Raw genomic sequence first — 13,635 nt, 5'->3', positions numbered from 1 at the left:
GCGGGCGTGTGCGGGCATGTGCGGGCGGTGTGATGCCTGGTCAGGTCAGCAGGGGCTCAGCGTCCGGCAGCTGCGCCTCCAGCTCGCGGACGAGGGGGAGCACGCGCTTGCCGAAGTACTCGACCTCCTCCAGGTAGTGGAGAAAACCGAGGAGGAAGAGGTCGACGCCGAGCCGCTTGTAGGCGACGATGCGCTCGGCGATCTGCTCGGGGGTGCCGATCAGCCCCGTACGGAAGCCGTCGTTGTACTGGACCAGGTCCTCGAAGGAGGAGTCCTGCCACATGCCCTTGTTGTCGGAGGTGGACTGGCCCGCCTGCCGGACGGCGTCGCGGAAGCCGTGGACGGCCGGGGTGTCGGCCCTGGCGACGATCTCGCGCAGCGTGTCACGGGCCTCGGCCTCGGTGTCGCGGGCGATGAGAAAGGCGTTGAGACCGAAGCGTGGCGCCGGGCGGCCGGCGGCGGCGGCCGAGGCGTGGACGTCCTCGATCTGCTCGGTGACGCCGTCGAAGTCCTTGCCATTGCTGAAGTACCAGTCGGACACGCGGCCGGCCATGGCGCGCGCCGCGGTGGAGTTGCCGCCCTGGAAGATCTCCGGATGCGGGCGCTCCGCGCTGTTCAGCGGCTTGGGCTTGAGGGAGAAGTCGCGGATCCGGTAGAAATCCCCGGCGAGTTCGGCATGGTCCTCGGTCCAGATCGAGCGCAGCGCGCGGATGAACTCCTCGGCGCGGCGGTAGCGCTCGTCATGCTCCAGCCAGGGCTCGCCGAGCGCGCTGAACTCGCCCTTGAACCAGCCGGAGACGACATTCACCGCGAACCGTCCGCCGGACAGCTGATCGGCGGTGGCCCCCAGCTTGGCCAGGACGCCCGGGTGCCACAGCCCGGGGTGGACGGCCGCGATGACCTTCAGCCGCTCGGTGGCGAGCAGCAGCGCGAGGCTGAAACTGGTCGACTCGTGCTGGTACTCGGCGCCGTAGCTGGCCATGTAGCGGACCTGGCTGAGGGCGTAGTCGAAGCCGTTGTTCTCGGCGAGCCTGGCCAGTTCGCGGTTGTAGTCATAGCCCCAGTCGGTGCGCTGTTCGATCGTGCTGGTGACCAGGCCGCCGCTGACATTCGGCACCCAATAGGCGAAACGGAGGGGATCTGCGGGCATGAGGAACTCCCGAGTGAGCGAATACGAGCAGGGTGAATCGACCCCGCGCGCCGGCGGAATGTGCGCCATGCGGGGCGTGAGAGAAACGGGCAGCGACCGGGCACCGCGAAACAGCGGCAGGGCGATGGCGCGCGGCCGGATTTCAGGAAAGGGCGGCTACCAGCCGCGCCCGATCATGAAAGGTGGCGGGGAGCGAATCGGAGGCGATCCCTCGGGACTCGCTCAGGCCCGGCGGCAGGTCAGGCCGGACAGCAACAGGAGGCGCTGGAGACACGCGCGAGGTCGACGTGGCGTCGCCGCGTGAGGTCCTGTCGCTTCATGTCACCGATCCAACCAGTGGGATTCCAGCCGGTCAAGAAGGCCCGGGGCTGATTCCACATCCCGGACGCGGGGGCTGTGCTGCGGAAATACCGCGGCAACTGGATCGAGATTACCCGTAACGGCGGCCGGGGAGTGAGTCGGTATTCATGAGACCGTGATAGGGAACCCCTTGAACGGCCCGCAGAGCGGTGGGCATGGTGCTGGGTGTGCGAATAGAGCAGCTGGAATACATCGCCGCCGTCACCCGGCTCGGCTCACTCCGCCGCGCCGCCGAGGAGTTGCATCTGTCCCAGCCCGCGCTCAGCGAGACCGTGCGCAATCTGGAGCGTGAGCTCGGTGTGGATCTGCTGGAGCGCAAGCGCTCCGGCGCGAAGATCAGCGACGAGGGCCGTGAGCTGCTGCCCCATATCGTCGGGGTGATCGAGGCGGTCGACCGGCTGCGTGGCGCGGCCGGCGACCAGCACCGCGTCAGCCGGATGATCCGGCTGGGGACGGTCAACACCGCCACGGTTCCGCTGCTGATCCCCACCGTCCGGGAGTTCCGCGCGACCCATCCGGTGACCCAGGTCGAGGTGGTCGGCGCACAGCAGGCCGAGATCCACCGGGCGCTGCTGGAGGGGAGTTTCGATCTGGGGCTGGTCAACTACCTCCAAGGGGACGACCTTCCGCCCGACTTCGAGACCACCGAGCTGCTGCGCGGCCGTCCCGTGGTCTGTGTCCGTCCCGACAGCCCCCTCGCCGGCCGGCGGACCGTCAGCGCGGCGGATCTGCTGGACGAGAGCGAGCCGCTCATCGTCATGCGGTCCGGCTATGTCATGCACCGCTATATCCACCGGCTGCTCGACGGCCGCTCCCCGTCCTTCTCGTACTCCACCGACGGTGCCGAGATGGGCAAGCTGATGGTGGCCGAGGGGCTCGGAGTCACCGTGCTCCCCGATTTCAGTGTCATCGGCGACCCCCTGGAGCGCGGCGGCGCGATCACCTACCGCCCGTTCGCGGACGGGGGCGGCACCGATGTGCTGCTCGTCATCCAGCGCCGCCGCACCGGATCCGCGCCGCGCGCCGTACGCGATCTGCACCAGCTCTTCGTCAGGCGGGCACGGCGCGCGGCCGGAGCTCCTACAGCTCCTTGAGCGCGGGCAGCAGCCGCTTCTCGGCCCAGTCCAGGAACGGCCGCTGGTGGTCGCCGCCGATCTGGATCAGGGCGACATCGGTGAAGCCCGCGTCCGCGAACGGCCGGATCCGCTCCACGAACTCCTCCACATCGTCGCCGCACGGGATGGACGCGGCCACGTCCTCGGGCCGTACGAACGTCGTGGCACCCGCGAAGGAAGCGGGCCCCGGCAGCTCCGAGTTGACCTTCCAGCCGCCCCCGAACCAGCGGAACTGGTCATGGGCACGGGCGATCGCCGCGTCCCGGTCGGGGTCGTAGCAGACCGGGATCTGCCCGATCCGCGGCTTTCCGCTCCCGCCGCCGCTCTCGAACGCCTCCACCAGCTCGGCCTTCGGCTCGACGGCGATCAGGATGTCGGCCAGCTCCCCCGCCATCCGGCAGGACCGGGGACCGGAGGCCGCCAGCCCGATGGGCGGGGTCTCGTCGGGCAGATCCCACAGCTTGGCCGAGTCGACGTCGAAGTGCGGACCGTGGTGGTTCACATAACCGCCGCCGAACAGCGCACGGATGATCTCCACCGCCTCTTCCAGCATCTCGTGGCGCACATCGGCCGAGGGCCAGCCGGCGCCAACCACATGCTCATTGAGGTTCTCGCCGGCCCCCAGTCCCAGCCGGAACCGCCCCTCGGACAGCAGCTGTACCGTCGCGGCCTTCTGCGCGATCACCGCGGGGTGATAGCGCATGGTCGGGCAGGTGACGAACGTGGTCAGCGGAATGCGCGAGGTGGCCTGCGCCGCAGCGCCCAGGACGCTCCACGCGTACGGGGAGTGCCCCTGGGAGTCGAGCCACGGGAAGTAGTGGTCGGAGGTCACCGAGAAGTCGAACCCGACCTGCTCGGCCCGGACCACGTCGTCCACCAGCTGACGCGGCCCGGCCTGCTCGGTCATCATCGTGTATCCCCATCGCATCATTGCCCCGGAGTAACCGTTGACCCCCCTTTCAAACAGGTTTCCGGCCCCGACCGGGCTTCGGCCCCGGCCGGGCTTCGGCCCCGGCCGGGCTTCGGCCCCGGCCGGGCTTCGGCCCCGGCCGGGCTTCGGCCCCGACCGGGTTCCGGCTCCGACCGGGCTTCGGCCGCGACCGGGTTCCGGCTCCGACCGGGCTCCGGGCCCGCCGGAACGGGGGCCCGGGGCCCGGGGGCCTGGGCCAGACCGGTCACGTACGCGGTGGTGGCCGTGGGGACGCACAGGACCCCGTCGTACGCCTCCCTGCAGTGCGCGGTCGTCGCGCGGCCGGCCGCCGCGGTCCACATAGCGGGGCTCCAGCGTCCGCATCCGCAAAGACAGCCGGGCCAGGGACGCCGTCAGGTCGTCCTGCTCGGCCGGGGCAAGCCGGCCCCACCGGGGAGAGGCACAGGCGATGGAGCCTCCGGTGATCCGGTCGGCGACGGACAGCGCGGCATCGATGACAGACGCGGCGCCGGGGCGGCAACGCCCATGGGTCTGCCGCACGGGCATGGGCAGGGGGGGTAGTGACGGGTCAACGGGACCCCTGCGTCACCGGGCCGTGGGGGACCACACATCACCGGGCCGGGGGTGACCACACATCACCGGGCCAGGGGTGATTCACCCCGGGCCCTCGCGTCTCCCCGAGGAGAGCTTCGGAGAAAAGGACTCCCGGTCGGCTTGGGTTCAGCCTGTCAAGGATGGCGTCGCTTGATCATGTCCGCGCACTTCTCCCCGATCATCATCGTGGTGATGCACGGGTTGACGGCGATGAGGTACGGCATGGCCGAGCCGTCGGCGACCCGCAGACCTGTCACCCCCTTGACCCGTAGCTGCGGGTCGAGCGGGGCGTCCGGGTCGTCGGGCGCGCCCATCCTCACGGTGCACGCCGGGTGGTAGACGGTGTTGTGCGTCTCGCGGATGTAGGCGGCGAGCTCGTCGTCGGTGTTGACATCGGGCCCGGGGGCGAGTTCGGAGCCCGCCCACAGGGCCAGCGCGGGCCGGGCGCCGATATTGCGGGCCAGCAGGAGCCCATGGGTCATGATGCCGATGTCGTAGCCGTAGGCGTCGGTGAAGTAGCGGGGGTCGACGCGTGCCTTGTCGCGGAAGTCGCGGGTGCGCAGACGCACGGTGCCTCTGGAGCGGGCGCGCGTGACGTTGGGGGTGAGGCAGAACGCGTTCTCCGAGGTGGGGTAGCCACGGCGGTAGGTGTTCATGTCGAACGGCACCTGACCGTAGTGGAACATCAGGTCCGGGCGGTCGAGTTCGGGTTCGGTGGCGGCGAAGATGCCGATCTCCCACCACTGGGTGGAGGTGGTGACCATGGGCTGCTCGGCGTTCCACATGATGACGCCCTCGGGATGGTCCTGGAGGTTGCTGCCGACACCGGGGGAGTCCACGATCACCTCCACCCCGGTCTTGCGCAGATGGTCCGCGGGGCCGATGCCGGACAGCATCAGCAGTTTCGGCGAGTCGATCGCGCCGCAGGAGACGATGACCTCCCGCCGGGCGTGCACCCTGAGGGTGCGGATCAGATCGGGGGAGAGGTAGTCGACCCCCGTGCAGCGCCGGTCCTCGTCCAGGACCAGCCGCTTGGCCTGCAGCGCGGTGCGCACGTCCAGGTTCGGCCGCGAGCCCGTCACGGGGTGGAGATAGGCGACCGACGACGAGCAGCGGGTGCCGTCCTCGCGCGCGTTGATCTGGAACCAGTTGGCGCCGCGCACCACCGTGGTGCCGGTGTTGAAGGGGGTGATCGGGATGTCCGCCTCCTCGCAGGCCGCCAGCAGCGCCCTGCCGCACGGGTCCATCGGCCGGATGGTGCGGATGGTGACCGGGCCGTCGCGGCCGTGGTGGTCGCCGGGCGCGTCGTTGCTCTCCAATCGCTGGAAGAGCGGGAAGCAGTCGGCGGCCGACCAGCCGTCCAGGCCCTGGGCCGCCCATTCGTCGAGGTCCTCGGCGGGGGCCCAGAAGGCGATGCAGGAGTTGTGCGAGGAGCAGCCGCCGAGCACCTTGGCGCGGGCGTGCCGCATAAAGCTGTTGCCCCGCTCCTGCGGTTCGACGGGGTAGTCCCAGTCGTAGCCGGACTCCAGCAGCCACATCCAGCGGTTCAGCCGCAGGATGTTGTCGTCCCCGACGTCCGACGGCCCAGCCTCCAGAACGCACACCGACACCGAGGGGTCCTCGGTCAGCCGCGAGGCGACGACCGACCCGGCCGTGCCGCCCCCCACCACCACATAGTCGAACTCATCCACGGCCCTCTCCTTACGAGGCGGTGGCGGCGGCGTGCTCGGAGAGCACACCCGTGTGCTTCCGCTGGACGAACCAGTAGTAGGCGAAGCCGCCGAGCGCGACCACGCCGATGAACAGCACCGCGCCCCAGCGCAGATACCAGTGGTGCGGCGGGGTCGCGTTGTAGACCTCGGCGCGCGGCCAGGCCAGGTTGACGGACATCGCGATGCCCCACAGCACGGCCACCACATTGACCGGCAGCCCGAAGCGCCCCAGCGAGAAGCGGCCCTTCGCCGGCTGCCACTCCCTCCTCAGCCGCCGCGCCAGCATGGGCAGGGTGACCAGCAGATACGCGATGTAGATCATGATGATCGCGATGCTGGTGACGACGGAGAAGATCTGCGGCTGGTTGATGTTGATGATCAGGATCGCCACGGCCACCAGCCCGATCAGAACCGCCGGGAGCACCGGTGTCTGGAAGCGCGGATGGACATGGGCGAGCTTGGAGCCACCGGGGAGATTGTTGTCCCGGGCCATCGCGAACATCAGCCGGATGGACGCGGTGTGCACGGCCAGCGCGCACACCGTGATCGCGATCACCACGCACCACAGCATGATCTCGCCGACGGTGTGACCGAGGACGGAGAGCACCACGTACTGCAGCCCGTCCTCGGCCAGCAGCGGGGAGTGCAGGTTCTCCACCGCCATCAGGGCGAACAGCAGGATGAACCCGCCGATGAGGAACGAGGCGACGAGCGCCCGCAAGATGGCGCGCGGCGCGTTACGGCCCGGGTCCACGGACTCCTCCCCGAGCGATGACGCCGTGTCGAAGCCATACATGACATACGCCGAGGCGAGCGAGGCGGTCAGAAACGCGCCGAAGTAGCCCAGCGACTGCCCCTCGCCTCGGCCGAAGGTGTCGAACACGACGGACGGGCCGTGCGTGATGTGCGCGGCCAGCATAAGGATCAGAACGATCGCGGCGATCAGCTCGATGGCCACGCCCGCGGAGTTGATCCGGGCCATCAGCTTCACGCCGAAGCCGTTCACCAGGGTGGTGAACACGATCAGGATGGAGCCGAGCACCACCGCGTTGGCCGCCCGCTCGGTCCCGCTGCTGCCGTCCCCGATGAACTGGAACCACGGGGAGATCTGCGGCAGCGTGACCTGATAGGCGAGCGCGACGGCCGACAGCGACACCATCGAGGCGGTCATCATCATCCAGCCGCCCAGCCAGCCGACATGCGGCCCGCCCAGCAGCTTCGACCAGTTGTAGACCGACCCCGCCACCGGATAGCGGCCCGCCAGCTCACAGAAGCACAGCGCCACCATCAGCTGGCCGACGAACACCATCGGCCAGGACCACCAGTACGCGGGGCCACCGTGGGTCACCCCGAAGTAGAAGAGCTGGAAGGTGCCGGTGAGGATCGAGATATAGCTGATCCCGGCGGCGAAGGTGTGGAAGTTGCCCAGCGTGCGCTTGAGCTCGGGGCGATACCCGAGCTCGGCGAGTGAGTCGTCGTCATGCGAACCGTCCGGCCGGGGAGCGGGCTCGGCAGCCGTCATGCGAACCACCGCAGCGGGCGGGGCGCGGTGTTCCGCCAGATGTGCTTGGTCTCCTGGTACTCGTGAAGACCCGAGGGGCCCAGCTCACGGCCGATACCGGACTGCTTCATACCTCCCCACTCGGCCTGCGGGACATACGGATGGAAGTCATTGATCCATACGGTCCCGGCGCGCAGCCGGGACGCCACCCGGTGCGCCTTCTCCGCGTCCTGCGTCCACACCGCCCCGGCCAGGCCGTACGCCGTGTCATTGGCGAGCGCCAGCGCCTCCTCCTCGTCGCGGAACCGCTCCACGGTGAGCACCGGGCCGAACGACTCCTCCTGCACCACCGACATATCGGGGGTGCAGTCGTCCAGCACGGTCGGCAGATAGTAGTAGCCCTTCTCCAGCTCCGGATCGTCCGGCGGCGCCCCGCCACAGCGCAGCACCGCGCCCTCCTCCAGCCCGGCCGCCACATAGTCGGCGATCTTCTGCCGGTGCGCGGCGGAGATCAGCGGGCCCGCCCGGGCGTTCTCGTCGAACGGACCGCCCAGCCGGATCTCCCGGGCCCGCTGCACCACCTCGTCGATGAACGCGTCGTGCAGCTGTTCCTGCACCAGCAGCCGGGCACCGGCCGAGCAGACCTGCCCGGAGTGGAGGAACACGGCCGTCAGCGCATAGTCCACGGCGGTGTCGAAATCGGAGTCGGTGAAGACGATGTTGGGGTTCTTGCCGCCCAGCTCCAGGGCGATCTTCTTCACCGACGGCGCGGCAGCCGCCATGATCCACCGCCCGGTGACCACCCCGCCCGTGAACGACACCATGTCCACCCGCTCGTCCGTGACCAGCGGCGCCCCCGCCGTCGACCCGGCGCCCAGAATCAGATTCACCGCCCCCGCCGGCACCCCGGCCTCCGCCAGCAGCCGCATCAGCCCGATCGCCGTGTGCGGGGTCAGCTCGCTCGGCTTCAGCACGAACGTGTTCCCCGCGGCCAGCGCGGGCGCCACCTTCCAGGCGGTCTGCAGCAGCGGATAGTTCCACGGGGTGATCAGCGTGCAGACCCCGACCGGTTCATGCACCACCCTGCTGTCGATCTCCGGGCTACCCACCTCGACCACTCTCCCCGCGCCGCCGGAGGCGACCAGATGGCCGAAGTAGCGGAAGCAGTTCGCGATGTCATCGAGGTCGTACTCGCTCTCGACCAGCCGCTTCCCGGTGTCCAGCGATTCCACGCGGGCGAGGTCGGCCTTGTCCCGCACCAGCAGATCGGCCACCCGCAGCAGCAGCCGACCGCGCTCGGCAGGCGGGGTACCGGGCCACGGCCCGCGGTCGAAGGCGTCCCGCGCGGCCGCCACCGCCGCCGCGGCGTCCTTCGGCCCGGCCTCGTCGACCACGGCGACCAGCGTGCCGTCCGCGGGGCAGCGGATCTCCCGAGTGTGCCCGTCGAGGGCGGTCGTCCACTGGCCGCCGATGAACAGCTCCGGCATGGGTGCCTCGCCTCCCGACTCGGACGGAGCGCCGACCCCGTGGTCGATCGGTCGATCCGCGTGGCCGGCCCACACACCGAGCGTAAGCGGCACCGGTCCCCCTCGCACGGCGAATACCGTGCACAATCCCTGGCATGGTCCGCCACTTCGAAGCCCCCAGCGCCCTCATCGAGGAAATGCTCGGCGCCCTCGATCCGCTGCCCTATCCGCGCCGGATGCGGGAGGTGGCAGCGCGTGCGCGGGCGGCGCGCGACGCGGGTGAGCTCGACGCGCTGCTCGATGGGCTCGACCGGGGCGGTGCGTACGAGCGGCGGTTGGCCATCGTCGTGGCGGCGGTCGGCGGGTGCTACGGCTATCTCGGGGACAGGCTGGCGGACCCGGATCCCGTGGTGCGTCACCGCGCGCTGCGGGTCGCTCGCCGGGGCGGGGTGACCGATGACGCGCTGGAGGCGGCATTCGAGGACGCGCCCGCCGTCGTACGGCGCCGGCTGGTGCGCACGGTCGTGGCCGGGCGGCGGACCGCGCTGGCGGACCGGCTCATCGAGCCATTGCGCGAGCGCTGGGGCGACGGCGAGGCGGCCCGGCTGTTGCCCGGGTGCGGGGCGGAGACGGTGGAGCGGCTGCTGCCCGGGCTCTTCCATGCGGTGGGCAGCTGGCGTCGGCTGGTCTCCCGCCATCCGGCGGTGGTGCTCGACGAGGCCGCGCGCCAGCTGACCGCGCTGCCGGTCCCGCTGCGCGGCGACTGGTGGTCCCGCTACGCGCCCGGCATCGCGCTCGCCGCGACCGCCGAGCCGCGGCGGGTCCTCGACCTGCTTGAGCGGCTGTGCCACGGCCCGCTGCCACTCCCGGTGCGGCAGCGGCTGAGCACCCTCGCGGCCGTCGAACCCGCCCGCACGCTACGGCTGCTCCTCGCGCCCGCACACCACGGAACCCTCCGGAGCCTGGAACCGGCCGTGCTGCGCCGGCTCATCCATGCGGATCCACCAGATCTCATCGACCTGGGCCGGACGCTCCACCACGACGCCGCGGCCTTCGCCCGGCTGCTGGCCGCCCTGCCACCCGCCCGCCGCGCCGGCTTCTACGACGCGGCCACCGCCGAAGGCGACCCGGCCCACACCGTCGTGGACCCCGCCGTGCTGGACGTACTGCCTCGCCCGCGCCGCCAGGCCGAGGCGCGCCGGATGGCCGCGCGGGCCCGGGAGCGCGGCGCGCCATGGACGACCGTGCTGGAGGCGGTCGCGTATCTACCGGTCGAGGAGGCGCGCGAGGAGCTGCTGACGGCGGTCCGCCGCTCCTCGGCGGAGGACCGCGCACGCGCCTATCCGCTGCTGATCCGCAACGCGGCCCGCTCCGGCGATCCCGACGCCGTCACCTCGCTCCTGCGGCTGCTGGAGGGGTTGCGCGATGAGCAGGACCCGGTGCGTTCGGCCGCGCTCGGCGCGCTGGCCGCGACCCACCCGGCGCTGTTCACGGAGGCCGCGGCCGAGCCGCTCGACCGGGTGGCGGCCGACGCGATCCAGGCCCGCGATTCGTCCCCGGCCACCCGGCAGGCACTGCGCCGCCTCGCTGTCGCGCTGCTGCGCGAACACGCCGTGACCGGGCGGCGGGAGCTGCTCGGCTGGGCGCTGCGCACCGTCACCCGGCTCGCGGGCAGCGTCGGCGCCGCCGATCTCGGGCGGCTCGACCACAGGCTGCGGCGCGGCCAGGAGCATGCCGTGTTCGAGGCGCTGCGGCCCTGGCTGGAGGCGGGCGCCGACCGCGTCGACCACGAGCTGACCTTCGCCCTGGCCCGCTCGCTGGGCCGACGGGCCCACGCCATGCCGGAGCTGCAGGAACTGCTGCGGCAGGCGATCCAGTTCGGCAGCGACGCGACCGTCCGTACCGCCATCGGGCTGTGGCTGGAGCCGCCGGGGGAGCGGGACGCGCGCGTGGCGGACGTGCTCGCGCAGGAACCCTCGACGGCCGTACTGCCGCCCGTGCTTGCGGTGTTGACGCGCCGCCGCACCGATCTGCTCGACCTGATCCTCGACGACACCCCGCCGTACGGGCGCTTCCTGACCCCCGGCACCCACTGGACCCCGACCCCGCCCGCCGGCCGCGACACCGCCCGCTGGCTCCCCCGTCAACAGGCCGCCGCCGCCCGCATCCTGGCCCGGGCCGCCGCCGACAGCTCGCTGCGGCCGCATGAGCGCGCCGCGGCCATCGCCGCCGCCCCGATCCCGGAGGTGGGGGCCACCGCCGTACGGGCCTGGGCCGACAGCGACGACGTGGTCCTCGCCGAGACAGCGCTCGCCGCCCTCGCCCGGACCGACCGGCCGGGGGAGTCGCTGCCCGTGCTGCTCGCCCACGCGGGCGGCGACCGGGCCCGCGTCGCGATCCACGCCGCGACCAGGGCCTCGCTGTACGTCGAGCCGTCGCGGCTGGGCCGGCTGGTGCGCGGCGTCCTGGCGCCCGACGGTGTGGCCACCGCCGTACCGCCCGTCCCCGCCAAGGTCACCAGCCGTAAGGAGGCCGCGCGGCTCGCCGCCACCCGGTTGCCGGTGTCCGACGCCGCCACGCTGCTCGCCGACGCGTACGAGCTGCCCGGCCAGCACCATGACGTACAGGCCGCCTGTGTGGCCTTCACGACCGGGCTGCTCGACGCCAAACGCGCCTGGGAGTTGCTGGCCGCCGCCGCGAGCGGGCGGCGTGAGCTGCGCCACGCCGTGCTGCGCACCCGCCCGCTCGACCTCCCCGAAACCCACCGGGGCCGCTACGCCCAGCTCATACGCGTCGTCTGCGATACCGAAGACCCCGAGGTAGCCGCGCCCGGCTACGCGGCGCTCGCCGTCTGGTCGCCCTGGGCGCCGGACGCGGCGGCGGTGCTGGTGGCGGCCGTCACCGACCTGGACAACCGGGCGAGTTGGCGGGCGGCCGCCGACTCCCTGCTGGACCTGATGGCCGCGGCGCCGGACGGGGTGTCCGAGGACAACCCCCTGGCCTGGGCCCTCGCCGCCCTCGCCACCGCCGACGCCCGGCCCGGCGCGCCCGACGCCGTACCGGACCGCGACCGGCCCGCCCGCCGCCGGATCCGGCACATCGCCGAACGGCTGGCGACCCACAGCCGGATGCGGTCCCATGCGATACGGCCCACCGCGACCGCCGCCGGTGAACTCCTCGCGGGGTACGAGAGCTTCGTCCACGACGCCACCCATGTCCTGGTCAACGCCCTCGACCTGGACGCCCACCCCGGCCCGCTCGCGGCAGCGCTCGCCCGCCTCGCCCGGCTCCACACCGCCCGCCCCGCGCTCGCCGTCCGCACCGCGGACGTCCTCCACCAGCGGCTCAACACCGCGATGCGGCCCGGCTCCGGCGAGGCCCTGCTGCGCGCCGCGCGGCAGCTGGGCGAGGACGGAGGCCACGCCTCCGGGCTCTTCGCCGCGACCCTGACCGCGGTGGGCGGGGCGCGCACCGCATGGGCGGAGCCCTGGCGGGAGCGGCTGCGCGCGCTGCGCCGCCATCCGCACCCGGACGTCCGGGACGCGGCGCTCGCGGTCACGACGGCGACAGAGTGACGGTGGTGGCGCGCACGACCCGACGCGTCAGCCGTTCTCGCGCCAGCCACCCTCGCCGTAGTCATAGCCGTACTCGGGGCGCCCCTTGACGCCGCTGGTATGGAACGGGGCGCCGTGGTCGTCGATCCGGACCGTCCCCGAACGGCCGCCGCTCGTCCAGTCCAGCTCCAGGTACCAGCGGCAGTCGCAGCCGGACGTACGGGCGTTGACCAGCAGCACCTCGGGGTCGGTGGCCGAGACGCGGTACGGGAAGCGGACGGCGGGGATCGGTTTGCCCTCGTCACTGCCGTCGGTGGGGTGGGCCTGCGGACGGGTGGCGTCCAGATTCACCGAGAAGGCGCGCGGGGTGAGCGAGCCACCGCAGCCGTTGTCCATGGCGAACGACGACCACGCGAGCGGGGTGTGCCGCCCCACCACCCGTACGTGCAGGGCCTGCAGCACGACGGCGTCCGACGCACGGCCCTGCGCCGTCACCTCGACGTTCGTGGTGCCGCCGTGCACCGCGCCATGGGCTGCCGCCCAGGCCGGAGCGTCCTGCTCGGTGGGCGGCGGGGCCACCTGCGCCGGGGGCCGGTCGATCAGATACCGGTGGTCGCAGCCGTTCTCCCAGACGTGGGAGCGGGTGGCCAGGGTGAGCGGGACGCGGCTGGTGGTGCCGCCACCGGATGGGTCGCGCGCTCCGGAGGTCGCGTCAGGGGCGGCGGAGGCGGAGGGGGCGGAGGGGGTGCGGTTGTCCGTGCGCCCGTCCTTGTCCCCGGTCTTCCGCCGCGGCACGCCGGACTCATCGTGCTCGCCGGTCTCCAGCCGGTCCAGACGGCCTCGTACGGTCGGCCCGGCGGCCGGGGCGGACGCGGATGCGGTGGCCGGGGGCGTGGCCGCGGCGTCCTTATGGCCGCTTCCGCCGGGCGGCCGCACCTCCACCGCCGTCACGGCGAGCACGACCACGGCGGCGGCACCGGCCATCAACGCCCATGGGCGCGCCTTGCGTATGCGGGGTGTGGTGTCGGGCCCGCCTGCGGCCGGCACCGACCGGAGCCGCGCCGCCGCCCACGCGGGCCCGCGCCCGCCGGACTCCCCGCCGCCCGAGGGCCGCCGCGCCGCCCACGTCCGCCGTGCTGTCTGCGTTGGGCCGGCCTTGGCCGTCGGCGGAGAGGGCGGAGCGGCCTCCCCGGCCTCCCCGGCCTCCCCGGCCTCCCCGGCCTCCCCGGCGTCCCCGGCGTCCCCGGCGTCC

At 72.4% G+C, this 13,635-nt stretch carries 8 protein-coding genes; 2 read left to right on the top strand and 6 right to left on the bottom strand.

Features of this window, described 5'->3' with window-relative positions; all coding sequences use genetic code 11:
• Nucleotides 1-40 precede the first annotated feature (40 nt).
• A complete protein-coding gene (gene sfnG / locus ABZU99_RS08215) occupies nucleotides 41-1,150 on the bottom strand; it encodes a dimethylsulfone monooxygenase SfnG (protein ID WP_356048625.1) in 1,110 nt (369 codons plus the stop codon).
• Between the two features lie 527 nt (nucleotides 1,151-1,677).
• On the opposite strand from sfnG, the gene ABZU99_RS08210 reads away from it, so the two are divergent.
• Nucleotides 1,678-2,604, top strand: coding sequence for a LysR family transcriptional regulator (locus tag ABZU99_RS08210; RefSeq protein WP_355944459.1), 927 nt, complete (start codon nucleotides 1,678-1,680; stop codon nucleotides 2,602-2,604).
• On the opposite strand, the gene ABZU99_RS08205 is transcribed toward ABZU99_RS08210, so the two are convergent.
• The 4 genes from ABZU99_RS08205 to ABZU99_RS08190 all read right to left on the bottom strand — a co-directional run bounded on the left by ABZU99_RS08205 (nucleotide 2,591) and on the right by ABZU99_RS08190 (nucleotide 8,850).
• Complete coding sequence (locus ABZU99_RS08205; protein WP_355944457.1) at nucleotides 2,591-3,556, bottom strand: LLM class F420-dependent oxidoreductase; 966 nt, start codon at nucleotides 3,554-3,556, stop codon at nucleotides 2,591-2,593. The genes ABZU99_RS08210 and ABZU99_RS08205 overlap by 14 nt on opposite strands.
• Nucleotides 3,557-4,284: 728 nt before the next feature.
• Nucleotides 4,285-5,841: a GMC family oxidoreductase N-terminal domain-containing protein gene (locus ABZU99_RS08200; RefSeq protein WP_355944455.1), complete on the bottom strand. Its 1,557-nt coding sequence runs from the start codon at nucleotides 5,839-5,841 to the stop codon at nucleotides 4,285-4,287.
• Nucleotides 5,842-5,851: 10 nt separating this feature from the next.
• Nucleotides 5,852-7,384, bottom strand: coding sequence for an amino acid permease (locus ABZU99_RS08195; RefSeq protein ID WP_356048622.1), 1,533 nt, complete (start codon nucleotides 7,382-7,384; stop codon nucleotides 5,852-5,854).
• Nucleotides 7,381-8,850 (bottom strand): aldehyde dehydrogenase family protein, encoded by a 1,470-nt coding sequence (locus ABZU99_RS08190; protein WP_355944451.1) that lies wholly within the window; start codon nucleotides 8,848-8,850, stop codon nucleotides 7,381-7,383. Before ABZU99_RS08190 ends, ABZU99_RS08195 begins: the two co-directional genes overlap by 4 nt.
• Nucleotides 8,851-8,984: 134 nt before the next feature.
• Here ABZU99_RS08190 and ABZU99_RS08185 point away from each other — a divergent pair, with 134 nt between their 5' ends.
• On the top strand, nucleotides 8,985-12,404 hold the full coding sequence (locus ABZU99_RS08185; protein WP_356048620.1) for a hypothetical protein: 3,420 nt from the start codon (nucleotides 8,985-8,987) through the stop codon (nucleotides 12,402-12,404).
• 27 nt (nucleotides 12,405-12,431) lie between these two features.
• Here ABZU99_RS08185 and ABZU99_RS08180 read toward each other — a convergent pair.
• A partial coding sequence (locus ABZU99_RS08180) for a transcriptional regulator (RefSeq protein WP_356227755.1) occupies nucleotides 12,432-13,635 on the bottom strand: 1,204 nt, incomplete at its 5' end.

This window comes from Streptomyces sp. NPDC005266, from assembly GCF_040607655.1.
In the GTDB taxonomy this organism is placed as follows: domain Bacteria; phylum Actinomycetota; class Actinomycetes; order Streptomycetales; family Streptomycetaceae; genus Streptomyces.
The sequence above is the reverse complement of the archived record's forward strand: the minus strand, read 5'-3'. Positions and strand labels throughout refer to the sequence as shown.

Bases quoted from the DNA above. Each gene is read 5' to 3' on its own strand.
- sfnG (WP_356048625.1), bottom strand. From the start codon at position 1,150: ATGCCCGCAGATCCCCTCCGTTTCGCCTATTGGGTGCCGAATGTCAGC.
- ABZU99_RS08205 (WP_355944457.1), bottom strand. From the start codon at position 3,556: ATGATGCGATGGGGATACACGATGATGACCGAGCAGGCCGGGCCGCGT.
- ABZU99_RS08195 (WP_356048622.1), bottom strand. From the start codon at position 7,384: ATGACGGCTGCCGAGCCCGCTCCCCGGCCGGACGGTTCGCATGACGAC.
- ABZU99_RS08190 (WP_355944451.1), bottom strand. From the start codon at position 8,850: ATGCCGGAGCTGTTCATCGGCGGCCAGTGGACGACCGCCCTCGACGGG.
- ABZU99_RS08185 (WP_356048620.1), top strand. From the start codon at position 8,985: ATGGTCCGCCACTTCGAAGCCCCCAGCGCCCTCATCGAGGAAATGCTC.